Source organism: Flavobacterium pectinovorum (assembly GCF_006438875.1).
Lineage (GTDB): Bacteria > Bacteroidota > Bacteroidia > Flavobacteriales > Flavobacteriaceae > Flavobacterium > Flavobacterium pectinovorum_A.
This window is the reverse complement of record NZ_RCZH01000019.1, coordinates 13,221-35,291: the sequence shown is the minus strand read 5'-3', so window position 1 is coordinate 35,291 and position 22,071 is coordinate 13,221. Positions and strand designations below refer to the sequence as shown.

General features: G+C 32.6%; 28 protein-coding genes. 23 read left to right on the top strand and 5 right to left on the bottom strand.

What is annotated here, in order from left to right:
- Positions 1–2 precede the first annotated feature (2 nt).
- The 23 genes from EAH81_RS22390 (at position 3) to EAH81_RS22280 (ending at position 17,334) form a co-directional block, all read left to right on the top strand.
- Positions 3–494 (top strand): TPM domain-containing protein, encoded by a 492-nt coding sequence (locus EAH81_RS22390; RefSeq protein ID WP_140511230.1) that lies wholly within the window; start codon positions 3–5, stop codon positions 492–494.
- A 92-nt stretch (positions 495–586) separates the two neighbouring features.
- Complete coding sequence (locus tag EAH81_RS22385; RefSeq protein WP_140511229.1) at positions 587–1,486, top strand: arginase family protein; 900 nt, start codon at positions 587–589, stop codon at positions 1,484–1,486.
- Positions 1,487–1,761: 275 nt separating this feature from the next.
- A complete protein-coding gene (locus EAH81_RS22380; RefSeq protein WP_140511228.1) occupies positions 1,762–2,151 on the top strand; it encodes a DUF1801 domain-containing protein in 390 nt (129 codons plus the stop codon).
- A 74-nt stretch (positions 2,152–2,225) separates the two neighbouring features.
- Complete coding sequence (locus EAH81_RS22375; protein WP_140511227.1) at positions 2,226–2,906, top strand: DUF4919 domain-containing protein; 681 nt, start codon at positions 2,226–2,228, stop codon at positions 2,904–2,906.
- 9 nt (positions 2,907–2,915) lie between these two features.
- Positions 2,916–3,353, top strand: a complete 438-nt coding sequence (locus EAH81_RS22370; protein ID WP_241676635.1) for a GNAT family N-acetyltransferase — start codon at positions 2,916–2,918, stop codon at positions 3,351–3,353.
- 111 nt (positions 3,354–3,464) lie between these two features.
- On the top strand, positions 3,465–3,974 hold the full coding sequence (locus EAH81_RS22365; protein ID WP_161595844.1) for a tetratricopeptide repeat protein: 510 nt from the start codon (positions 3,465–3,467) through the stop codon (positions 3,972–3,974).
- Positions 3,975–4,043: 69 nt separating this feature from the next.
- Entirely contained in the window at positions 4,044–4,634 is a 591-nt protein-coding gene (locus EAH81_RS22360; RefSeq protein WP_140511225.1) for a hypothetical protein, read from the top strand.
- Positions 4,635–4,904: 270 nt separating this feature from the next.
- Complete coding sequence (locus EAH81_RS22355; RefSeq protein WP_140511224.1) at positions 4,905–5,504, top strand: NAD(P)H-dependent oxidoreductase; 600 nt, start codon at positions 4,905–4,907, stop codon at positions 5,502–5,504.
- Positions 5,505–5,780: 276 nt separating this feature from the next.
- Positions 5,781–6,266: an SRPBCC family protein gene (locus EAH81_RS22350; RefSeq protein WP_140511223.1), complete on the top strand. Its 486-nt coding sequence runs from the start codon at positions 5,781–5,783 to the stop codon at positions 6,264–6,266.
- A 93-nt stretch (positions 6,267–6,359) separates the two neighbouring features.
- Entirely contained in the window at positions 6,360–7,256 is an 897-nt protein-coding gene (locus EAH81_RS22345) for an NmrA family NAD(P)-binding protein (protein ID WP_140511222.1), read from the top strand.
- Positions 7,257–7,268: 12 nt separating this feature from the next.
- Complete coding sequence (locus tag EAH81_RS22340) at positions 7,269–8,183, top strand: helix-turn-helix domain-containing protein (protein WP_140511221.1); 915 nt, start codon at positions 7,269–7,271, stop codon at positions 8,181–8,183.
- Positions 8,184–8,249: 66 nt separating this feature from the next.
- Positions 8,250–8,666 carry a hypothetical protein gene (locus tag EAH81_RS22335; protein ID WP_140511220.1) on the top strand — a complete coding sequence of 139 codons (417 nt, stop codon included), beginning with the start codon at positions 8,250–8,252 and terminating at the stop codon, positions 8,664–8,666.
- A 36-nt stretch (positions 8,667–8,702) separates the two neighbouring features.
- Complete coding sequence (locus EAH81_RS22330; RefSeq protein WP_140511219.1) at positions 8,703–9,383, top strand: aspartate/glutamate racemase family protein; 681 nt, start codon at positions 8,703–8,705, stop codon at positions 9,381–9,383.
- An 84-nt stretch (positions 9,384–9,467) separates the two neighbouring features.
- On the top strand, positions 9,468–9,836 hold the full coding sequence (locus EAH81_RS22325; protein ID WP_140511218.1) for a nuclear transport factor 2 family protein: 369 nt from the start codon (positions 9,468–9,470) through the stop codon (positions 9,834–9,836).
- Positions 9,837–9,970: 134 nt separating this feature from the next.
- Entirely contained in the window at positions 9,971–11,011 is a 1,041-nt protein-coding gene (locus EAH81_RS22320; RefSeq protein ID WP_140511217.1) for a serine hydrolase domain-containing protein, read from the top strand.
- A gap of 11 nt (positions 11,012–11,022) precedes the next feature.
- Positions 11,023–11,448: a DUF1801 domain-containing protein gene (locus EAH81_RS22315; protein ID WP_140511216.1), complete on the top strand. Its 426-nt coding sequence runs from the start codon at positions 11,023–11,025 to the stop codon at positions 11,446–11,448.
- Positions 11,449–11,454: 6 nt separating this feature from the next.
- Positions 11,455–12,552, top strand: coding sequence for an MBL fold metallo-hydrolase (locus tag EAH81_RS22310; protein ID WP_140511215.1), 1,098 nt, complete (start codon positions 11,455–11,457; stop codon positions 12,550–12,552).
- A gap of 205 nt (positions 12,553–12,757) precedes the next feature.
- Positions 12,758–13,288 carry a GNAT family N-acetyltransferase gene (locus EAH81_RS22305; RefSeq protein ID WP_140511214.1) on the top strand — a complete coding sequence of 177 codons (531 nt, stop codon included), beginning with the start codon at positions 12,758–12,760 and terminating at the stop codon, positions 13,286–13,288.
- A 17-nt stretch (positions 13,289–13,305) separates the two neighbouring features.
- Complete coding sequence (locus EAH81_RS22300) at positions 13,306–14,430, top strand: lactonase family protein (RefSeq protein WP_140511213.1); 1,125 nt, start codon at positions 13,306–13,308, stop codon at positions 14,428–14,430.
- A gap of 304 nt (positions 14,431–14,734) precedes the next feature.
- Complete coding sequence (locus EAH81_RS22295; RefSeq protein ID WP_140511212.1) at positions 14,735–15,316, top strand: TIGR00730 family Rossman fold protein; 582 nt, start codon at positions 14,735–14,737, stop codon at positions 15,314–15,316.
- Between the two features lie 242 nt (positions 15,317–15,558).
- Complete coding sequence (locus EAH81_RS22290) at positions 15,559–16,026, top strand: SRPBCC family protein (protein WP_140511211.1); 468 nt, start codon at positions 15,559–15,561, stop codon at positions 16,024–16,026.
- Between the two features lie 252 nt (positions 16,027–16,278).
- A complete protein-coding gene (locus tag EAH81_RS22285; RefSeq protein ID WP_140511210.1) occupies positions 16,279–16,647 on the top strand; it encodes an iron chaperone in 369 nt (122 codons plus the stop codon).
- 6 nt (positions 16,648–16,653) lie between these two features.
- Complete coding sequence (locus tag EAH81_RS22280) at positions 16,654–17,334, top strand: 2'-5' RNA ligase family protein (protein ID WP_140511209.1); 681 nt, start codon at positions 16,654–16,656, stop codon at positions 17,332–17,334.
- A gap of 110 nt (positions 17,335–17,444) precedes the next feature.
- Here EAH81_RS22280 and EAH81_RS22275 read toward each other — a convergent pair whose 3' ends face one another.
- From EAH81_RS22275 to EAH81_RS22255, 5 genes are read right to left on the bottom strand one after another with little or no spacing between them, the layout of a single operon-like run.
- Positions 17,445–17,822, bottom strand: a complete 378-nt coding sequence (locus EAH81_RS22275) for a VOC family protein (RefSeq protein ID WP_140511208.1) — start codon at positions 17,820–17,822, stop codon at positions 17,445–17,447.
- Between the two features lie 48 nt (positions 17,823–17,870).
- The gene (locus tag EAH81_RS22270; RefSeq protein WP_241676634.1) at positions 17,871–18,296 is read right to left on the bottom strand and encodes an SMI1/KNR4 family protein; all 426 of its coding nucleotides are present in this window, start codon (positions 18,294–18,296) and stop codon (positions 17,871–17,873) included.
- A gap of 53 nt (positions 18,297–18,349) precedes the next feature.
- On the bottom strand, positions 18,350–19,093 hold the full coding sequence (locus EAH81_RS22265; RefSeq protein WP_194150833.1) for a DUF2625 domain-containing protein: 744 nt from the start codon (positions 19,091–19,093) through the stop codon (positions 18,350–18,352).
- Between the two features lie 33 nt (positions 19,094–19,126).
- Complete coding sequence (locus tag EAH81_RS22260) at positions 19,127–19,618, bottom strand: hypothetical protein (protein ID WP_140511206.1); 492 nt, start codon at positions 19,616–19,618, stop codon at positions 19,127–19,129.
- Positions 19,619–19,632: 14 nt separating this feature from the next.
- Positions 19,633–21,780 carry a cation:proton antiporter gene (locus EAH81_RS22255; RefSeq protein WP_140511205.1) on the bottom strand — a complete coding sequence of 716 codons (2,148 nt, stop codon included), beginning with the start codon at positions 21,778–21,780 and terminating at the stop codon, positions 19,633–19,635.
- Positions 21,781–22,071: the final 291 nt, after the last annotated feature.

The window sequence follows — 22,071 nt, the reverse complement described above, 5'->3', positions numbered from 1 at the left end:
CCATGAAAAAAATAGTGCTCTTTTTAGCCATTTCCCTTTTTTTATCCCACAACTTACTTGCACAAGCAAAAACCGAATCTTCAACTATTTTTGCAAAATCATACAATTATGTAAATGATTTCGAAAAAATTCTTACTTCAGATCAGGTCAAGACTTTAAACGATTTTTTAAAATCAAGCGAAACAAAAAGTAAAAATAAAATCGTGATTGTAACAACCTCTTCAATTACTCCATATGCTGATCTGGCCGATTATTCGTTAGAATTAGACAAATATTTAATGTCTAATTTAAAAATAGACACATCCGTTTTAATTGTGATTAGCAAACAATTAAGACAAATTAGAGTTCAGGGAACCGACAAAAGAACTACGAAAATGAGCGATCAGGAAATAAAAGATATTGTATCTGCTTATATAATTCCAGAATTAAAAAAAGGAGATTACTACAAAGGCTTATTGGATGGTACACATCAGTTAATCAAAAATTTAGAATAAAAACACAAGAGATTATTTCCTTTATAAAAGTCAGTTCTTTTTTACTTAGATGTAAATCATATTTTAATAACTTTATAACTAAATAAGAAGTCATGAAAGAAATATGCATTGTTGAATTTCCATCTAATTTAGGTTTAAAAGAACCTCAATCCGGAAAAGAACCCGGAGTAAAAAAATTACCAGATTGGTTATGGAAACATAATTTGCATAAAGCTATTGATCCCAAAAACATTCTAAGACTCGATCCTCCTAAATATTCCAATATTAGAGATACCGAAACGCAAATTCTCAACGCAAATTCATTAGTCGATTATGCCCGAGAACAAGCTTATTTAATTAATAATTTATTGAGTCAAAACAAGTTTCCTTTTGTACTTGGCGGTGATTGCAGCATTCTTTTAGGCCCTGCAATTGCGTTAAAGCAAAAAGGCAATTACGGCTTATTTTATCTTGACGGACACACTGATTTCATGGATGTTTCCCTATCCGAAACTGGCGGAATTGGCGGAATGGCAGCGTCTATTGTAACCGGAAACGGACCTGAAAAACTAACCAATATTCTTAATTTATCTCCTTATATAAAAGAAGAAAATCTCTGGTGTGTAGGCAATCGCGAATATGATGATGAATACGAAGATGAAATCAGAAATTCTTCAGCGACCTATATAAGCCTTCACGAATTACGAAAACAAGGCATTATAAATTGTATAAAATCATTCCTTTCTGAAGTTGAAAACAAAAATCTCGATGGTTTCTGGCTTCATATAGACGTCGATGTTCTCAACGATTCTATAATGCCATGTGTAGACAGTCGAACGCCGGATGGTTTGACTTATGAGGAGTTTAACGAACTTACCTCCTATTTATTTCAAAGTAAAAAACTAAGCGGATTGGAAATAACAATTCTTGATCCGGATTTAGATCCAACAGGTCAATACACAAAAGATTTTGTAACCAATATTACCCGTACTTTTATCTCGTTTACTAATTAAATTTAATAACAAGATTCAACATAAAATATCAAATCCGATTTGTGAAAGCAAGTCGGATTTTTTTTATTTGGGCGTGTCCCTCCGGGTCAGGCTTTCGGCTATATCTTTTATTCCGTTCCACTTCACAAAAGGATACCGCCTCTATCCTTCACGCGAGCCGTTTCTACAAAAACAATCTCTTTTTAGATTAAACTTTCTTAATAAAAAAGACTATTTTAGCTATTAGAATACCTTTTCAAAATCATGTTAAAAGCTAATTATTCAAATCAATTATCATGAATCCTACTATACGAGAATATAATAATTCGCAAAGTAGCTCAGACAAGGAAATCTGCGATCATTTAGCAATTATAATCAACGAAAACCTGCCTGATGCCGAAAACAAAATTTGGCACGCACATCCGGTTTGGTTTTTGGACGGAAATCCAATTGTAGGTTACAGTAAACTCAAAAATTGTATTCGATTATTATTCTGGAGCGGACAATCCTTTGACGAAGAAAAACTTGCAAATGAAGGCTCTTTCAAAGCTTCAGAAATCCGTTATACAGCTCCCGAACAAATAAACAATGAAGACTTAAAACTCTGGCTCAAAAAAGCAATAGAAATACAATGGGATTATAAAAACATCGTAAAACGCAAAGGAGTATTAGAAAGATTAAAATAACAAAAGACTAAAGACAAAAATCCTTCTAACTTCGATAATACGTATTATTTCAGTCAAAATCTAAACCACAAACCATGATTAGAAAAATTTTACTCCTAACTCTATTATTAATAACGATCACATCTTTTTCACAAGAAGATAATTTTAAAATCCCGAATTATAAAACCATAGAAAAAGAGATAAAAGACAAAAAATCTCCCTTTTATTATCCAAAATTAATGGAACGATTTGTTAGTAACGATACACTTTTGACCACAGATGATTATCAGCATTTATATCTGGGCTATGTTTTTCAGCCTAAGTACAATGCTTTCTGGAAATCACCAGACGAATTAAAACTTCGTGAATTTTATAGCAAGCAAAAACTCGAACCACAGGATTATGACGAAATCATAAAACTTGCCAATCATTCTTTAAGTGATTTTCCTTTTGATTTAAGACAACTCAATTTTCTTACCTATGTTTATCATTTAAAAGGAGATGACAAATCATCTGATATGACGTCCTTAAAATTCCATAACATCATGAATGCTATTTTTTCTACCGGAGATGGAAAAAAATGCGAAACTGGTTTTCATGTTATACTAGTCGAACACGAATATGTATTGCTAAATGTTTTCGAAATCGAATCTAAATCGCAATCTCTCGTTGGCAATTGCGATTATTTAAGTTTCGAAAAAGGCAAATATAACGTAGATGGCATTTTCTTTAATATCGAAAAAATGCTCGAAAATGAATCAAAATCCCTAAAATAGATAATTCCTTTGCATCAAATAAAAATAGTATCGATTAGAAAAAGTGATTACGATACTTTAAGAAATTTATTTTTAAAAGAACGCCAAAATACCTTTTATTGGCTTGATCCTTTAGAATTTCAACTAAAAGATTTTGACCGCTATACAAAAGGAGAACTTATCTTGGTTGCTATTCTTAATGAAATTCCTGTAGGTTTTATTTCGATCTGGATGAAGGATAATTTTATTCATCATTTGTATATTGATCAAAACCATCAGGGAAAAGGCGTTGGATCTCAATTATTAAAAGCCGCGATTAAGAAAACCAAACTTCCAATTACTTTAAAATGCCTCGAAAATAACACAAAAGCAGTTGAATTTTACCTAAAAAAAGGTTTCTTCGCAGTAGAAAGAGGGCAATCAGAGCATGGCGGATATATATTATTTGAATTATTAAAAGGATTATAATTAATATTTCAACTCTAAAATAATATTATAAATTACACAATAACAAATATGGAATTAACCGAACAAGAAGCAAATCAGTTCAATTATAATTATGAAGTTGCCATAAAAAAAATGGAAGGAATTGTAATTTTAGAAAATTACAGACCAAAAAAAATCGGTTTTTTTGAAAAGAGGAGAGCTAAAAAATCTATACGCCATTTTGAGAATGCTTTGGCTATTTTCCCTGAGCATTTTCCAAGTTTATTTTTTATTGGTAAAATATATCAACGTTTTGGTGAATATGAAAAAGCATTGTTATATTTTGAAAAAGCGTTAGAGATTGAAAAAGAAAATTATAATCTTCCACAAGAAGCTTCTTTGGTTGCTATGGATCTAAATTTAATTGACAAAGCAATTGAATATTCTAACGAAGCATTGCAAAGAAGTCCTAATAATTTTGCCTTAATGGGAAATCATGCAATGAATTTATTAATTGCAGGAGAAGATGAAATTGCGAAGGAAATAATTGAAAAAGCAGTAAAATTGGAACCAAACGATAGCATTAATAAAAATATTCAAAATAAAATAAATGCAGTAATATCAAAAGAAATTAAACGTCCAACTTTCAAAGATTCTATTTAAAATATTTTACGAAATATAAATTTTTCCTATATATTAAAAAAATATCATTTAAAACCAACAGTAACCAAAATGAAACCAATTACCAAAAAAGACATCGATAAACCAATTGGAGGCTTATTCTTCATGATTATTAACACCATAATTTGGACTTTTATAGCGGAATATTATCTGGAAAATAAAGATTACAGACTTATTGGAGTTCTCTTAGGCTTTATCATTACAGCTTTTTTGTACTTTTATTTTACGTTTACCAAAGTACAAAAGACATTGACTGATAGTTTCGAAGAAAAAACTGCCGAAGAAAAAAGTAAAGAAAAATGGTTCTTAATCATCTTTGGTTTAGAAGGTTTGGGAATACTTATTGCCAAGAATGTTTTGATGAACATCAATCATGACGAATTGTTTATTTCGTTTTTTGCATTAGCTGTGGGTTTACACTTTTTTCCGTTAGCAAAAATTTTCAACCGAACTTTCGATTATTATATGGGAACCTGGACTTGCCTATTCGCTTTTATCGGTATTTATTTGATAACGCAAAAAACAACGACTGTCAATCTTGCAAACGTTGTGGTTAGTTTGGGTTGTGCAATTGCAACGATTTCATATGGTGTGAGAATGATTAACGAAGGCAGAAAATTACTCCTGATAAAAGCCAATTAAGAAAAATAGAATTTCTTTTTAAGCTGCAAAATCAAAGGTTTTGTAAATGATAGATTTCTGAAATAGCCCCGATTGAAACGATATCCTTTTTCCTGCTTCTTTAGCGGGAAAAAGGATATCGTTTCAATCGGGACAAGTGTTCTTGATGAAATTATTTTTTCTGCTCCTTAAAAAAATAAAATCTCTTATTTTTGTTGAATTCAATAATCGTTTAAGGTACTTAAAAACCTCTTTATTAGTTTGATGTACTTTTAAATTTAAAACATACATATGAATATTTTAATCGTTTATTGTCATCCAAGCAAAAAGTCATATACTTTTCAGGTTTTAGAACATCTGAAATCCGTCTTGGCGAAACAAAACTGGAACGTTGAAATCTCTGATTTATATGCGATGAATTTTCAGAGCGACATGTCTGAAGAAGAATACGAAAGAGAGGGATTTGCAAAAACAGATCTCCCAATTTCCAGCGATGTTTTAGCAGAACAAGAAAAAATCGAAAAAGCCGATTGTATTATTTTTCTATATCCGGTTTGGTGGAGCGATTGTCCGGCAAAACTAAAAGGTTGGTTTGATCGTGTTTACTCCGTTGGATATGCTTACGGACAAAATGAAACTTCGAGAAAAATAAAAACAATTCCGGTTGGGATTGTAATCTGTACTGCGGGACATCCAAACGAGTTTCTCGAAGAAATAGAAATGGCGCAAAGCATGCAAACCATTATGCTCGAAGATCGCCTTGGAAAACGATTTGAAAATAAAGAAATGCTGATTTTGGGCGGAACTTTGGAATTGGAGAAAGTGATAGAAAAACATTTTTCTCAAGTTGATGCCCTTGCAGAGAAAATTAAAAATTACTTTGAAAAATAAAAAATCGTCAGATGAACTTTGGACGAAGAATTTAAGCATGATTTGTGATTAACAGTTTTACAACGACAAACCTAACAGGTTTTGAAAACCTGTTAGGTTTATAACGCATTTTTTGTCATTTCTGACAAGATTGAGTCCAACAATCTAAAATCTAAAGTCAGAAATCTAAAATCCTAATTCTGTCCTAAATCCCCCTTACAATTGTCAGCTTAACACCCTAACATATTGATAATTAGATCGTAAATTTGTTGTACTAATCTCTAAAAACAATTAATTATGAGTGCATCAGATTTTACGACAACTCTAATCGTTGACCAATCTCCTCAGGAAGTTTTTAACGCTGTTACGAATGTTCGCGGTTGGTGGTCAGAGCAAATTGAAGGTTCTACGGCTAAACTTAATGACGAATTCAACTATCATTATGAAGATATACATCGCTGTAAAGTAAAATTAATCGAAGTGATTCCGAATCAGAAAATCGTTTGGTTCGTTGAAGATAATTATTTTAAAATGACCAAAGATGAAACCGAATGGACCGGTACAAAACCTACTTTTGAGATCTCTCAAAAAGACGGTAAAACCGAACTTTGTTTTACACATGTTGGCTTGGTTCCGGAATACGAATGTTTCGAAATTTGCAGAGGCGCCTGGACAAACTACATTCAAAATAGTTTAAAAAAGCTAATTACAACAGGAAAAGGTGAACCTAATGCAGACGGAAAACCCCAGACAGAAAATGAAAAGAAATTATCGGCAAAATAGTCTTGTTCCTATTTTAGACTACGACAATCGTAGATTTGGCTAAAGCTATTGTTTTGTTGTTACGCAACTTTGTACCAACAAAACAATACAATTATGAAAATTATAATTACAGGTTCTTTAGGGAACATCAGCAAGCCATTGGCAACAGAATTGGCACAAAAAGGACATCAGGTTACGATAATTACCAGCGATTCCGGAAAACAAAAAGAAATTGAAACTTTAGGCGCAAAAGCAGCAATTGGATCTGTAGAAGATGCAGCGTTTCTAACGCAGACTTTTACAGGCGCAGATGCCGTTTATTGCATGATTCCTCGAGCCAACTATTTTGATCCTACTATGGATTTAGATGCTTTTACACGCAAAATAGGAAACAATTATGCAGAAGCAATTACGAATTCAGGTGTAAAACGTGTTGTATTTCTAAGTAGTGTTGGTGCTCATTTAGAGAAAAATTCAGGAATAATTCAGCGTTATAATGAGATTGAAAGTGTTTTGAATAAACTTTCAGATGTTGCGATTACTTTTATGCGTCCAACCTCATTCTTTTATAATTTGTTGGCCTATATTCCGGTTATAAAAAATCACGGTTTTATTGCTGCAAATTATGGCGCAGACAGAATGATTCCATGGGTTTCTCCAAATGATATCGCCGAAGCTATTGCAGACGAAATCACAACTCCGCTTGACGGAAAAAAAATTCGTTATGTAGGAAGCGAGGAATTAACAGGTTATGAAACAGCTCAAATTATAGGAAACGCGATTGGAAAACCAGATTTAAAATGGGTTTTAACAACAGATCAGGAAACTCTGGACGGTTTGGTAAAAGTTGGAATGCAGCCAAAAATTGCCGCCGGTTTGGTCGAAATGTATGCCGGACTTTATAACGGTTTACTTGCCGAAGATTATTTCCAAAACAGACCTGCCGTAATGGGAAAAACAAAACTGGCAGAATATGCAAAAGAATTTGCTGTTTTATACAATCAAAATTAAGTAACTTACAGCATGGCAAATCACCAACCTCATCGTATTAAAAGTATCAGCGAATTTCATGAATTTAGAGATTTGCCAAAGCCTGAACATCCTCTAGTGAGCGTTTATAACTTTGAAGATCTTAAACATCTGAACGAAGCGGAACCAAAAAGTCTGATGCTTGATTTTTATTCGATTGCATTAAAACGACATGCAAATGCGACTATGCGATATGGTCAGCAGGAATATGATTTTAATGAAGGTGTTTTGCTATTTATTGCGCCGGGTCAGGTTTTTTCTATAGAAGGAAATGCAGAACTTCAGCATACAGGATGGTCCTTATTGGTCCATCCTGATTTTTTGTGGAATACGCCTCTTGCCAAGAAAATAAAACAATACGAGTATTTTGGATATTGCGTTTATGAAGCTTTACATCTTTCGGATAAAGAAGAAAAAATGATTATTGGTATCATCAAAAACATTCAGCACGAATATCAATCCAATATTGATAAATTCAGTCAGGACGTGATTATTGCCCAAATCGAATTGTTACTGACCTATTCTGAACGATTTTACAACCGACAATTCATCACCAGAAAAATAAGCAATCATAAGATTTTGGAACGTTTAGAGAAATTATTAGAAGATTATTTTGTAGACGATTCTTTATCAAAAAATGGATTACCTACAGTTCAATATGTTGCCGAAAACCTTAATGTTTCGCCAAATTATCTAAGCAGTTTATTAAAACAGCTTACAGGTCAAAGCACGCAACAACACATTCATGATAAATTAATCGAAAAAGCCAAAGAAAAACTGTCGACAACTGACTTATCGATCAGTGAAATTGCGTTTGAACTGGGTTTTGAACATCAGCAATCCTTTAGCAAATTGTTTAAAACAAAGACAAATGTTTCGCCTTTAGAATTTAGGCAATCTTTTAATTAATTAAAACCTCGTTTCAACAAATACAAGTTTTAAATTTCATAAATTCGTTACCATTAAACGAAAGAAATGAATCCGATTTTTAAAAATGTTCTGGCCGTTATTATTGGCCTTTTTGTGGGATGTATTGTAAATATGTTCATTCTTTTACTGGGTATCTCTATTATTCCGGCTCCGAATGGTATTGACATTTCCACAGCAGAAGGCTTAAAAACTGCTCTGCCCCTATTTGAACCAAAAAACTTTCTCTTTCCATTTTTAGCACACGCTATCGGAACTTTTGCCGGTACAATAGCTACCGTTTTAATTGCTTCAACGCATAAAACAAAACTCGCATTCGTAATTGGCGGTTTCTTTTTAATAGGTGGTATTGTAAACACTTACACCTTGCCTTCTCCACTTTGGTTTACAATTGTAGATTTAGTTTTTGCTTATATTCCAATGGCATATCTGGCAATAAAATTATTTGCTAAAACAAAATCATAAAACCTCTTTGGCATTCATATATCCGAATAAAAATCAATGAAAAAAATTGGACTTGTTGGCGGAATCAGCTGGGTTTCGACCATCGATTATTATAAATTAATCAACGAAGGCGTCAATAAAAAACTAGGCGGATTGCAATTTGCAGAATGCCTGATTTATTCCTTGAACTTCGGCGATATACAGGAAAAAACCTGGCAAGACTCTTACGAGCTTTTACTAAATGCCTGCTTGAGTCTAAAAAAAAGTGGTGTTGACGGACTTGTTTTATGCGCCAATACGGCACATCTTTATGCAGACCAATTAGAGAAAGAAGTTGGATTACCTCTAATTCATATTGGGACTGAAACGGCAAAAGCAATAACTCAAAAAAACATTACTACAATTGGACTTTTGGGAACTTCGTTTACGATGGAAATGGATTTTTATAAAGATCGCCTCAAAAGTTTTGGATTGAATGTACTCATTCCTGAAAAACAAGAAACGCGTGATTATATACAATATGTCCTAAAAGAAGAATTAGGAAGAGGAATTATAAATCCGGATTCAAAACAAAACTATCTTAAAATTGCCAACGAATTGATTTCGCAAGGAGCCGAAGGCATTATTTTGGGTTGTACCGAAATTCCGATGTTAATCGATCAATCTGATTTTTCAGTTCCTGTTTTTGATACCACAAAAATCCATTCAGAAGCCATTGTCGACTTTATTCTATCCTAAAAATAAAACCCAATAAAACCACAATTGTTTCTTATTGCAAGAAGTAAATTTCATAACTTAGTTAGCTTTTTAAATTCTAAAATCATGACTAAGAAAGATATCGCCCAGGAATTTTTAAAACTCGCAGCAAAAGGGCATTGTCACGAAGCTTTCCGACTTTATGTAGGCAAGAATTTCAAACATCATAATGCCTATTTTAAAGGTGATGCCGAAACTTTAATGCTGGCAATGGAAGAATCAACACGAACAAACCCAAACAAAGTTTTTAAAATTCATCATATCCTTGAAGATGGAAATTTTGTTGCTGTACATTCTCACTTAAAACAAACACCTGCCGAATTAGGTTTTGCAGTAGTTCATATCCTCAAAATTAAATCAGACAAAATTGTAGAACTTTGGGATTTAGGTCAGCCTATTCCGAAAGAAACGATTAACGAAAACGGAATGTTTTAGTATTTAGTCGCGGTTTTCAGTTTTCAGTCGCAGTCTCAATCACAGCTAAAACTGAAAACTGAAAACTGAGACTGAAAACTGAGACTGAAAACTGAGACTGAAAACTTGAAACTAAAAAAACAACCAATAACCAAATGAATTCCATTCTTCGAATTTCCTCTTTACTTTCCTTCCTTTTCCTTTTATTAAGTTGTAATTCTTTTGCTCAGAAAAAAGACAATTATTCCGTTCAAATTGATAGTTTAATAAAAATTAGCGATCCAATATTTAATGGAGTAGTTCTGATTTCTAAAAACGGAAAAACAGTTTATAATAAAGCATATGGTTTTACTAATTTTGAAACCAGAAAACGTTTAAAAACGGACAGTCAATTTGAAATCATGTCGAATACAAGGCAAATCACCGCCGTTTTAATCTTAAAAGAAGTAGAACAAGGACGAATTGATTTGCAGGCACCTATAAAAAAATATTTACCGGAACTTACTCAAACCTGGGCAGACTCAGTTACCGTTCATCAACTTTTAAATCATACGCACGGAATAATCAGTTTACAAAAACCACTGCTATTTAAACCTGGAACTGATTTTAAATATGGTGATTTAGGATATAGTTTACTGGGAAAAATAATTGAATCTGTTACTAAAAAAAGTTATGCCAAAATAGCAAATGCATTTTTCAGCGAGCTAAAAATGAAAAACACACTTTGCTTTTCTGCTGCGCCAATTAAAAATTTAGTTACTGGGTATATTAACAACAATAATTCTTTTAAAATAATATCAAAAACGATGATTACTTTAGAAAGCACTTCTTCTAACGGAATTGTTTCGACCACCGGCGACTTAGCCATTTGGAATAAAAATCTCCATAAAGGAAAACTGCTGAAACCCGAAAGTTATCAACTACTGTTTAAGTATAATATAACTGCCCAAAATAGCTTCTTTGGAAAAGAAAAGATAGGTTACGGATATGGTTTTAGAATCGTAGATAATGAACCTGTAAAATATGTGGGTCACACTGGTTTAGGTGATGGGTTTTCTTCAGTAAATTTGTATTTTCCAGAAAGCGATGTAAGTTTAATTATTTTAGAAAACCAAATGAATCAAAATCGTGATTTGTTTTATACTTCGGAAATTAAAATCAAAAATATGCTGCTGAAAAGCAATTTGCTGAATTAAAAATAAGTGACATGGCAAAAAATAAAACAACAGAAACAGAAAGCAGTGTCATTGATTTTATAAGTGCTTTTGTTGATGATGAAACTAAAAAAAAAGACTCTTTTGAACTCATTAGAATAATCCAGGAAGTTACCGCTTTTGAACCCAAAATGTGGGGACTAAGTATTATTGGTTTTGGAAGTTATCATTATAAATATGCGAGCGGACACGAAGGCGATGCACCACTTGTAGGATTCTCGCCCAGAAAAACAGCGATTTCACTATATGCTTATGCTTCGGCTGATGAAAAGGAGGAATTGCTTTCGAAACTTGGAAAACACAAAGCATCAAAAGGCTGCATTTACATCAAAAAAGTAGCCGATATAGATATTGAAATCCTTAAGAAAATGATTGCCCGTTCAGTTGAATACTTAAATAAATTATATCCCTCAAATTAAGACACCATGGTCATTACAATACTTATTATTTTAATCGCAATACTTTCGTTCTTTCTACTACATCCAAGATATGGAAAAAGGCCATCAGGAGAAAGACTGGCTTTAATTCAAAAATCTCCGCAATATAAAAACGGAAAATTCGAAAATATAAATCCTACGCCTGAACTTGCAGAAGGTTATGGCTACTTTGATGTAATATCAGATTTTTTATTTAAAAAAGTAGACAGAAAAGTTCCGACTGACATAATCCCATCTATAAAAACAAATTTACTGGAACTTGATATTAACGAAGATGTTTTAGTTTGGTTTGGGCATTCTTCTTATTTCATTCAGCTTGAAGGAAAACGTTTTTTAATAGATCCTGTTTTCAGTGGCAACGCCTCTCCAATTATCGGAACCACAAAAGCCTTTAAAGGAACTGATATTTATACCGCCGATGATCTTCCCGAAATTGATTATTTACTGATTACACACGATCATTATGACCATCTGGATTATACAACTATAATGGAATTAAAACCTAAAATCAAAAAAATAGTCTGCCCTCTTGGTGTGGGTTCACATTTTGAATTTTGGAAATTCCCAACTGAAAATATTATTGAAAAAGATTGGTACGAAAAAGTAGCTCTCGATCAAAATATTACGCTTTATACCACTCCGTCAAGGCATTTTTCCGGCAGAAGCATTAAACGTTGCAATACGCTTTGGACTTCTTTTGTTTTGGAAACCAAAGATTTTAAAATGTATTTAGGCGGTGATAGCGGTTACGATACTCATTTTGCCGAAATTGGCGCAAAATATGGTCCTTTTGATATCGCTCTTATCGATAACGGTCAATACAATCCTGCGTGGAAATACATTCATAATTTACCGGAAGATGTAATAAAAGCCATGAAAGATCTCAACACAAAAAGAGTTTTTCCGGTTCATTCGTCAAAATTTTCATTATCGCTCCATCCCTGGGATGAACCTTTGATTAAGATAACAGAATTAAACGCAGCTTCACAAAATCCGATCCCGTTAGTCACACCAATGATTGGAGAATTAGTGGAGCTAAAAAATGAAAAACAAGAATTTAAACAATGGTGGAAAGGAGTTAGGTAGATTATAGATTATAGAATATAGATTGAAACACGCTGAGTTTGTCATTTCGATCGAAGGAGAAATCACATCCAGAGAGCAACGAACCCTAAATCCGTAATGTGATTTCTCCTTCGATCGAAATGACAAAAATGAGAATAAAAATCAGCTTTAATCTGCAAAATCTGCGTGAAATAAATTCAACATTATATCACTAATAAAACAAAAAATGAATCAATCAGACTATATCGTTCGAAACGCTTTCCCTTCAGAATTTGAAGAAATTGGAAAATTGCTTATCAATGTTTATTCGCAATTAGAAGGTTTTCCGAAAGAAAATGAGATGCCCAATTATTATAAAATGCTGGCCAATATTGGTGATTTTACCAACCATCCTGAAACGGAACTTTTAGTCGCTGTTGATGCAAACAATACGATTCTTGGTGCCGTTGTTTATTTTAATGATATGAAACATTACGGCTCTGGCGGAATTGCAACTCAGGAACAAAATTCAGGCGGTTTCCGATTGCTAGGCGTTGATACTAAGGCACGCGGAAAAGGAATTGGCAGATTCCTGACAGAAGAATGCATCAAAAAAGCAACTGATTATAAACGACAACAACTTATAATACACTCTACTCTGGCAATGAAAAATGCATGGAAAATGTATGAAAATTTAGGTTTTGAAAGATCCGAAGATTTAGATTTTATGCAGGGAGAATTGGCAGTTTTTGGATTTAGATTAAAAATTGACTCATAACTAATATTTATAAAACCTTGAAACTAAAAATATCTTTCGTAGCGATTGCACTTCTGGTTGCTATAAATGTGTTCTCACAAAATACCTATGTTTTTCTGGGATCTTATAATCGTGATAAAACAGCAGAATCAATTCAGGTCTATCAATTAGATACCATAAATGGGAAACTGAGCAAAATAACTTCTGCAAAGAATATTGTAAATCCGTCGTATTTGACTTTATCTCCAAACGGAAAATACTTGTACGCCTGCACCGATACCAAAACGCCAAATGCAGGAAGTGTCAGCAGTTTTGAATTTAATCCGGAGAATAAAACTTTAACCTTTTTGAACAGTCAAAGAAGTGGTGGCGAGAATCCCGTTTATGTATCTGTTCATAAAAGCGGGAAATGGCTCGTAAATGGCAATTATACAGAAGGAAGCGTTTCGGTTCATCCGCTTTTAGAAAATGGAAAAATAGATTCTATTGCTCAAAATTTTCAATACATGGACGGAAGTATTCATAAAGAAAGGCAAGCCAGATCACATATTCATTCGACTGTATTTTCGCCTCAAAACGATTACTTATTTATGCCGGATCTTGGTGCAGATAAAATACGTTGTTATCGTTTTGATGAAACTCAAAAACAACCTTTGGTCGAAACAGATCATCCTTTTCTAAAAACAGATTTAGAAGCCGGACCAAGACATTTTACTTTTCATCCCAATCAAAAATATGGTTATTGCATCGAAGAAATGGCTGGAGCAATAAGCGTGTATCAATATCAAAATGGCGTTTTGACAAAAATTCAACGCATTAATACACATCCGGATAAAATTACCGAAGGTTTTGAAAGTTCGGACATTCATATTTCGCCTGACGGAAAATTTCTATATGCGACAAACAGAGGAAAAGAAAACAATATTGCGATTTTTTCTATTGATGAAAATGGTCTTTTGAAAAACATTGGATATCAATCGACTCTAGGAAAACATCCGAGAATTTTTGCGATCGATGAAAGCGGAAAATTCTTGGTTGCAAGTAATGTTATCACAGGAAATGTAGTAGTTTTTAAAAGAAATTCAAAAACAGGATTGCTTAAAAAAATAGGAAAAGAGGTTAAGATGGAGAATGTTTCGTGCATTCAGATTAAACAAATTTAATTGCCCACGGATTAGGCGGGTTTAACTGATTTTTATTCTCATTTTGTGTCAATTTCGACGGAGGAGAAATCACACTCGTGAATCGATAAAGATTGGCGATTCTCTGCACGGAGTTTCTTGCGAAGATTTCTCCTCCCGAAGCCTCAGGATCGAAATGACAAACTTTGTGGTTACTTTGCTGAAAACAGCACGCAGATTTTGCAGATTCAGCAGATAAAAATCTTTTCAATCTCTTTAATCTATGGCAAAAAAATTAGTGAAAATTCGTGAAATTCGTGGCAAAAAAAATATAAAACAATAAAAAATGAAAAGAATAACAGTCTTCTGTGGATCCAGTTTTGGTACCGAAGAAATTTATAAAGAACAAGCAACTTTGCTTGGACAAACACTTGCAAAACAAAATATAGAATTAGTTTATGGCGGCGCAAATGTGGGTTTAATGGGCGCTGTTGCAGATGGCATTCTTAATGAAGGCGGAAAAGCAATTGGAGTTCTTCCAAATTTTCTACGATCGAAAGAAATCGCACATCTTGGTTTAACCGAATTAATTTTGGTTGAAAGCATGCACGAAAGAAAAACCAAAATGAACGATTTATGCGATGGTGTAATTGCACTTCCGGGCGGTTTTGGAACTCTGGAAGAACTTTTTGAAATGCTGACCTGGGCGCAACTAGGTTTACATAAAAAACCAATCGCCATTTTAAACATCAACGGATTCTACGATTCTTTAATCGAATTAACCCAAACAATGACTGAAAAAGGCTTACTGAAAGCTGCCAATCAAAAAATGCTTCTGGTTAGTGATAACATCGACGATTTATTAAATCAGATGAGAAATTATGAACCGCCAACTGTTGGAAAGTGGATTGATAAAGAAAAGTCCTAAGAATCGTAATTATTTTTAAGCTGAAAATTGCTTTATACAACAAAACTTCAATATGGGAATAAAAGATAAATTATAACATTGATTAATCCGGGCGAATTAAACTGTTCGGATTTTTTTTTATTATAAACCTATTTGAGATTTCTTTCTTAAATTAGTGGTCCGAAAAAATATATCAGATTAAAGTTTTTTTTGATTTCGTATTTACAACTTACTTTTTACAACAAACATTTCACACATAAAAAATGAAAACAGAAAACAATAAATTCGCAAAAGCCGAGATGCTAATTAGAAAACCTGTTTCCGAAGTTTTTCAGGCTTTTATTGATCCGGAAATTACAAGTAAATTTTGGTTTACCAAAGGTTCCGGAAAATTAGAACAGGACACAAAAACCGAATGGACATGGGAAATGTATGGTTTTTCATTGACCGTTACCACTCATGTTTTGCAGGAAAATCATAAGATTGTACTCGAATGGGGAAATCCGGAAGAGTCAACTTTAGTCGAATGGATTTTTACTCCGTTAAACGAAAATGAAACTTTTGTAAGCATTACCAATTCCGGTTTAAAAGGAGATTCAGATAAAATAATCGATCAGGTTCGTAATTCTACTGAAGGTTTTACATTGGTTTTAGCTGGAGCAAAAGCTTACCTAGAACATAAAATTCTATTAAATTTAGTACTGGACAGATTTCCAAAAGGTCTCGCTTAAAAAAATTATAAATTAAGTTATTTATGCTTTAATATCGCAAAGCCGCAGAGTCGAAAAGTTTTATTTTTTAGCCACAGATTAAAAGGATTGAAAGATTTTTTTCACGCAGATTTAAAAAGATTTTAGCAGATTTTTTTTAATATTATATAATTATCTGCTTCTATCAGCCAAAATCTTTTTAAATCTGCGTGAAACAAAAAAAAACTTTGCGAGAGATTCATTAACGTAACTTTAAAAATAAATCGCATAATAATGGAGACTAAAAAACCAGAAAATATCGACGAATACATTGGAGCATTCCCAAATGATGTTCAGGAGATTTTAGAGAAAATTCGAATGACCATTCAGAAAGCGGCTCCGAATGCTAAAGAAAAAATCAGTTATTCGATGCCGGCTTTTGAGCAAAACGGAATCGTAGTTTATTTTGCTGCATTCAAAAATCATATTGGTTTGTATGCTTTGCCAAGCGGTCACGAAGCTTTTGCGGCAGAACTTTCGAAATATAAATCCGGAAAAGGTTCTGTGCAATTTCCGTTAAATGAACCAATGCCTTTTGAGTTAATCACCAAAATTGTAAAATTCAGGGTAAAGGAAAATCTCGAAAAAGCGAAAACCAAATAAGATTAAATGCAGTTACAAGAACATTATAACGAACTCTACAAAAAATCTTCTGAAATTATTTTAGCCGGTAAATACACGTTAGATTCTCAAATTAATGACGAAACAGATTCCCGTTTTGGGATTACCTTATTAATTCGACCAAATGAAGCTATTAAAACCAATATTCAGTTATTTTTAGACGAATTAAAAGCAATTGATCCTTCACAATATTATTATCCTGATTCAGACATTCATATTACCGTAATGTCGATTATTTCGTGTTATGAAGGTTTTAGTTTAGATAAAATTTGGGTTCCTGAATATGTCGAAATTATCCGGAAAAGTTTACTTGATTTAAACGAAATAAAAATCGAATTTAGAGGTGTTACAGCTTCCCCTTCTGCTATAATGATTCAGGGTTTTCCAACAGATGAATCATTGAATAATCTAAGGGATAAATTGCGGGAGAATTTCAAAAAATCAACTTTAGAACAAAGTATAGATAGACGTTATGCGATTTCAACGGCACATTTAACGGTTGTGCGATTTCTGGAAAAACTTCAAAATCCGAAACAATTAATAGAAATTACAGATAAATTCCGTGATTTTGATTTCGGAACATTTATGGTTGATAAAATAGAATTGGTTTATAATGATTGGTATCAAAGAGAAAGAAATACACTTCAATTAGAATATTTTGACATCTAGTTTTTTCGCCACGAATTTCACGAATTAGCACGAATTAAAATGTTTGATAATTTAAGTAAATATCTTTATTACACCAATACAATTAGTGAAAATTAGCACCTTTGTGGCAACTATTTTTTATACTCTTTCCCTGAGAAATTTCCAAAATGCCATAAAACGCCTGACGGATCGTGTAGAAAACATTCGCTTCCCCAATCAAAATGTTTAGTTGGAGTTAATTTTACGCCGTATTTTTCTGTTAGATTGAGTTTTAGAAGTTCGTTATAATAATAATCAACATCTTCGACTTCAAGGAAAATCATGGTGTTTTCATTCCAACTTTTATCATAATAATCCTGGAGATAAAAGGCTAAATCTCCCGTTTTAAAAACAGAAAACTTTGAGTCCAAAACTCCTTCTTCAAAACCTAAATCTTTGTAGAAACTTCTGGAGATTTCAAAATCCTTGGCCCCAATAAAGGATCTGATTGATACTGCTTTGTGTTTCATTTTATTGAATTTTACGATTGATATCCAAGTTTCTAACGACTATCAAATTTAAGAAAACCATTCAATTTTATTATCAAGACGGACAAGAAAATCAGTAAATGATGTCCCTATTTCAGTATTATATTTACTATTTAAATCGATAAAAGGCGAGAGAATTATTTTCACATTATCAAATTGATCGATTTCAATTCCAATAAATTCTCCACTTCCGTTAGTACCAATACCAATAGTTCTAGTCAATTCTTCAACAATATTATAACTTTTATTGGCTTCAATAATTTCTTCTAAACTCCATAGTTTTATAAATTCAACTCCAATAAACTGATCGATTCCAAAATAGTTTTCAAGATAAAAAATATAATCTTCAGGAAGTTTTAAATTGGCATATGATTCAACCTCAGAAATAGTAACAGAAGTATTTATATCTCTTATAGGAAAACTATATTTAACAATTATTTCTTGTAGATCTTCCATGATTTAAATTCTATTTTACCTTTATATTTGAGTATTACATCTCAAAACTAAGTTTATTGCTCAAAACCAAGTTGTTTTCGTAAATCCAGATTTAAACTATATTGTTCCTCAATTGGAATTACTTTTCTGGAATTTTTACTGATATCACTTCCTTCATCTGTCCAAAGAAACGGGTAAAAATTAAAAACCTCATCTCCTTTTAATTTCGAAACTTCTTCTCTCCATCCATTCCATCTATTGCCTTCATAGAATTTGTCTAAATCATTATTAAAACAAAATCCTAAAAATTCAGAATACGTAATATCAAGTGGTTCATATTCTAGATTATCAGGAGAAAAATAATAAATTTTCCCCAAATCAGTTCCTAATCCGCCACCATTTAAAAGATAAAAACCACCAATTGCATCGTCGGCAATTAATACAAATGAAGGTTTTTCACCAAACTCTTTAAACGATTTTCCTTTGTTCCAATCCGAAAGTGTGCGATTAAATTTTGAATTTCCCGAGCCCAAAATTCTAATCCAGCCGTCATCAACCAAAATTCCGCCAGTCATGAAAATAACTGCTCCCATTGAAGAATGTGTTGTAACTTGGGTATTATATAATGTTTCTTTTGCTTTTGATGCATCTGCTGGTAAAATTTCAACTTTGTTTTTTGCCGTTTTAATCCAGTCTTCAACAATTGCCCAAGCGGGATCTTTTTTATCTATAAGTTCTTCAGCACTTTTCATTTTGTTTTGTGCAGTTACTGTAAAAGCTAAAAACAGCAATGTAATTAAGGGAAACTTGAGTGTCATTAATTCAATTCTAAATAATTATTTTATATTAAACTATCTAATTTTTATTATAATATCAGAAGGCTTTTTTGCAAATAACATCTTAAATTTAATTACATTATTTTCAATTCGCAAATCTGGTTCAAATCCCAATCCTTTTACATCATCCTTTACAAAAACCATAACATTTGCCCCAGAATCACTTTGAAATAAGTAATTAAAAACCAAATTGTAATCATTCTTACTTGCATTCGGTATCATTACATCATTATACTTTCTATCAATTACAAGTACAGGATATTCCTTAATTTTCTTTACATCACGCAAATATAAAATTAAATAATCCCGTGTTTCATTACCTTCAAAATTTGACTTTGATATAAAAAGTTTAGCTTTATCTTCCCTTTTTCCATCAATATATATTTCGCTTTTAATTTCCTTACCAATAATCCTTGCTGTTCCCGTTAGAAACTTTCCAAGAATTGAATTCATAAATATTAAAATCAAAATAACGAAGACCGCAGCTATTAAAAGTACTTTTTTCATTGGAAGTTCAAAACCTATCCTTTCTTCAAAATGTTCCCTAAACCACGACCAATTTGCTCGATCGCTTCAAGACCTTTTGTTAATGGTGTTGCACTAAAATCTTCATAAGCATCCATCGAAGTTTCTTTGCGATCGTCTTGCGCATAAACCAAAATCAGGTTATTATCGTTGAAGAATTTTTCAAATTTTTGCGGTAATTTATCAAAAATCGATTGGTACGAAACAGAACCTTTTCTGGATAAATTGAAAACAATTAAATCCGTTGGTTTTATTTCATCTGAAATGGCATCAAAATTTTCCCAATCCAGAATACTTTTAAATCCTAATTTGGCATTCAGCTTCAATTTAGTTGCAATTTGCTGAATAGTTTGGTGCGTTTTATATTCGGCATAAATCACAATCGGAATGCTTAATTCCTGTGATAATCGACAGATTTTTTGTAACAGAAGATGAAATCCAACTCCTCTTTCAGAAAAAGGCGGACAAATAAATACCAGTCTTTTTTCTTCAATAAATGTTTTTTGAAACCTACAAATGAATAAACTTTTGTCTACATTATTGATGATTGAATCTACGTTTTCTCCAAATATTTTATCCAGGAAACCTGTTTTTCTAGGCCAGCCAACAATTACAATATCTGACATGATTTCTTTAGAAGTTCTGGCAATTCCGCTTGCAGGATTATGGTCAATTCTGGCAATCGTATTAATTTTTACTTCTGAAGCAGATCCCTGAATTACAAATTTATCAACGGCTTTTCGGTATTTCAAAATATTAATTTCCGCCTGATCGTTATTCGGAACAATCGTTAACAAAGTTACCGGATTAGATGATTTTTTATCTTTTATCAAAAGGGCAAAATCTAGTAAACTGGCTGTCGCCGAAGTTTTTGCTAACGGAATCAATATATGTTCGTCCAGAATCTGGTCGCTGTGTGCATCTTCATGTGAAACTTCTTCTTCGCAAATCGCGATCTTTTTAGCTGCTTTTTCAGTGGCAAATGAAGCAACGATACAAGTAATTAGAATTAAAATAATTGTTCCGTTTAAGATATTTTCATCCAGAATTTTAGCTTTAAACCCAACCAAAATAACCGCTAAAGTTGCCGCAGCGTGTGCACTGCTTAATCCGAATATAAGTTGTCTTTCGGTCTTCGTATATTTAAAAACAATTTGGGTAAAAAATGCCGCAATCCATTTTCCAAAAATAGCCACAACACTCAAAGTTCCGGCAACAATAAGAGCAGTTGGTCCGCTAAGAATCACGCTAATATCTACCAGCATCCCCACAGAAATCAGGAAAAACGGAATGAACAAAGAGTTTCCAATAAACTCAATTCTATTCATTAATGCTGACGAATGCGGTATTAATGGATTCAGTGCCAAACCGGCAACGAATGCTCCAATAATAGGCTCTACTCCTGCTACTTCGGCTAAAAAAGCTGCGAAGAAAACAACTGAAAGCACAAAAATATAATGGGCATGTTTCTCACTTTCTAATTTCTTAAAGAACCATTTTGCAATTCTCGGAATAACCAAAAACATAATCGCCGAGAAAATAGCCAATGAAACGGTTAATTTTATCCAGAAAGCCTGATTCAGATTTCCCTGACTGCTTCCCATAATAATGGCTAAAATAATCAAAACGGCAGTATCGGTTAAAATCGTTCCTCCGACTGTTATGGCAACTGCCTGATTTTTTGCAATTCCTAGTTTACTCACAATTGGGTACGCAACCAAAGTGTGTGTTGCAAACATGCTAGCTGTTAAAAAACTGGCGTTGAAATCGTAATTTAAAAGATAATAACAAACCGGAAAACCAATTGATAATGGAAAAATAAAGGTGAAAAATCCAAACAATAAACTTTTATTTTTATTGGCTTTAAACTCATTCATATCAAGTTCAAGACCGGCAATAAACATAATATATAAAAGTCCAATGGTCGAAAATAAATCGACAGCAGAGTTTTTTGCCAAAATATTCAGTCCGTGAGGTCCTATGATTACTCCTGAAATAATAAGTCCAATAATTCCGGGAATATTTATTTTTTTAAGTAAAATAGGGGACAACAGTATAATAAAAAGTATCAACGAAAAAATCAATACTGGGTTGCTAAGAGGTAATTCGAATTCGTGTATGAAATGCTTGAAAAATTCTATCATATTATAATTTTATCTTCTTGATGTATTTTAATTTTTCGTGAAAGGAGTTTCAAATTAAAATGAGATTTCAGAAGTTATTATTTACCGATTTGTTCGAAACTAAAAAATCGGATTCTCTAGTGATTGCTTCATTACAAAAATACCTAAAAAAAATGCGAACTTTTCACGAAAACCGCATATTAAGTAATAAAATTTGATTCGTTACCAAATTAATAATATTTAATATTTATTTTAACAAAATCGCAAGATTTCTAATTTAAAGTAAATCATCTTTGCATTATTCAATTATCT

What these genes read in the sequence shown, in the direction of transcription:
- EAH81_RS22390 (WP_140511230.1), top strand. Translation starts at nt 3, where the DNA reads ATGAAAAAAATAGTGCTCTTTTTAGCCATTTCCCTTTTTTTATCCCAC.
- EAH81_RS22385 (WP_140511229.1), top strand. Translation starts at nt 587, where the DNA reads ATGAAAGAAATATGCATTGTTGAATTTCCATCTAATTTAGGTTTAAAA.
- EAH81_RS22380 (WP_140511228.1), top strand. Translation starts at nt 1,762, where the DNA reads ATGAATCCTACTATACGAGAATATAATAATTCGCAAAGTAGCTCAGAC.
- EAH81_RS22375 (WP_140511227.1), top strand. Translation starts at nt 2,226, where the DNA reads ATGATTAGAAAAATTTTACTCCTAACTCTATTATTAATAACGATCACA.
- EAH81_RS22365 (WP_161595844.1), top strand. Translation starts at nt 3,465, where the DNA reads ATGGAAGGAATTGTAATTTTAGAAAATTACAGACCAAAAAAAATCGGT.
- EAH81_RS22360 (WP_140511225.1), top strand. Translation starts at nt 4,044, where the DNA reads ATGAAACCAATTACCAAAAAAGACATCGATAAACCAATTGGAGGCTTA.
- EAH81_RS22355 (WP_140511224.1), top strand. Translation starts at nt 4,905, where the DNA reads ATGAATATTTTAATCGTTTATTGTCATCCAAGCAAAAAGTCATATACT.
- EAH81_RS22350 (WP_140511223.1), top strand. Translation starts at nt 5,781, where the DNA reads ATGAGTGCATCAGATTTTACGACAACTCTAATCGTTGACCAATCTCCT.
- EAH81_RS22345 (WP_140511222.1), top strand. Translation starts at nt 6,360, where the DNA reads ATGAAAATTATAATTACAGGTTCTTTAGGGAACATCAGCAAGCCATTG.
- EAH81_RS22340 (WP_140511221.1), top strand. Translation starts at nt 7,269, where the DNA reads ATGGCAAATCACCAACCTCATCGTATTAAAAGTATCAGCGAATTTCAT.
- EAH81_RS22335 (WP_140511220.1), top strand. Translation starts at nt 8,250, where the DNA reads ATGAATCCGATTTTTAAAAATGTTCTGGCCGTTATTATTGGCCTTTTT.
- EAH81_RS22330 (WP_140511219.1), top strand. Translation starts at nt 8,703, where the DNA reads ATGAAAAAAATTGGACTTGTTGGCGGAATCAGCTGGGTTTCGACCATC.
- EAH81_RS22325 (WP_140511218.1), top strand. Translation starts at nt 9,468, where the DNA reads ATGACTAAGAAAGATATCGCCCAGGAATTTTTAAAACTCGCAGCAAAA.
- EAH81_RS22320 (WP_140511217.1), top strand. Translation starts at nt 9,971, where the DNA reads ATGAATTCCATTCTTCGAATTTCCTCTTTACTTTCCTTCCTTTTCCTT.
- EAH81_RS22315 (WP_140511216.1), top strand. Translation starts at nt 11,023, where the DNA reads ATGGCAAAAAATAAAACAACAGAAACAGAAAGCAGTGTCATTGATTTT.
- EAH81_RS22310 (WP_140511215.1), top strand. Translation starts at nt 11,455, where the DNA reads ATGGTCATTACAATACTTATTATTTTAATCGCAATACTTTCGTTCTTT.
- EAH81_RS22305 (WP_140511214.1), top strand. Translation starts at nt 12,758, where the DNA reads ATGAATCAATCAGACTATATCGTTCGAAACGCTTTCCCTTCAGAATTT.
- EAH81_RS22295 (WP_140511212.1), top strand. Translation starts at nt 14,735, where the DNA reads ATGAAAAGAATAACAGTCTTCTGTGGATCCAGTTTTGGTACCGAAGAA.
- EAH81_RS22290 (WP_140511211.1), top strand. Translation starts at nt 15,559, where the DNA reads ATGAAAACAGAAAACAATAAATTCGCAAAAGCCGAGATGCTAATTAGA.
- EAH81_RS22285 (WP_140511210.1), top strand. Translation starts at nt 16,279, where the DNA reads ATGGAGACTAAAAAACCAGAAAATATCGACGAATACATTGGAGCATTC.
- EAH81_RS22280 (WP_140511209.1), top strand. Translation starts at nt 16,654, where the DNA reads ATGCAGTTACAAGAACATTATAACGAACTCTACAAAAAATCTTCTGAA.
- EAH81_RS22275 (WP_140511208.1), bottom strand. Translation starts at nt 17,822, where the DNA reads ATGAAACACAAAGCAGTATCAATCAGATCCTTTATTGGGGCCAAGGAT.
- EAH81_RS22270 (WP_241676634.1), bottom strand. Translation starts at nt 18,296, where the DNA reads ATGGAAGATCTACAAGAAATAATTGTTAAATATAGTTTTCCTATAAGA.
- EAH81_RS22265 (WP_194150833.1), bottom strand. Translation starts at nt 19,093, where the DNA reads ATGACACTCAAGTTTCCCTTAATTACATTGCTGTTTTTAGCTTTTACA.
- EAH81_RS22260 (WP_140511206.1), bottom strand. Translation starts at nt 19,618, where the DNA reads ATGAAAAAAGTACTTTTAATAGCTGCGGTCTTCGTTATTTTGATTTTA.
- EAH81_RS22255 (WP_140511205.1), bottom strand. Translation starts at nt 21,780, where the DNA reads ATGATAGAATTTTTCAAGCATTTCATACACGAATTCGAATTACCTCTT.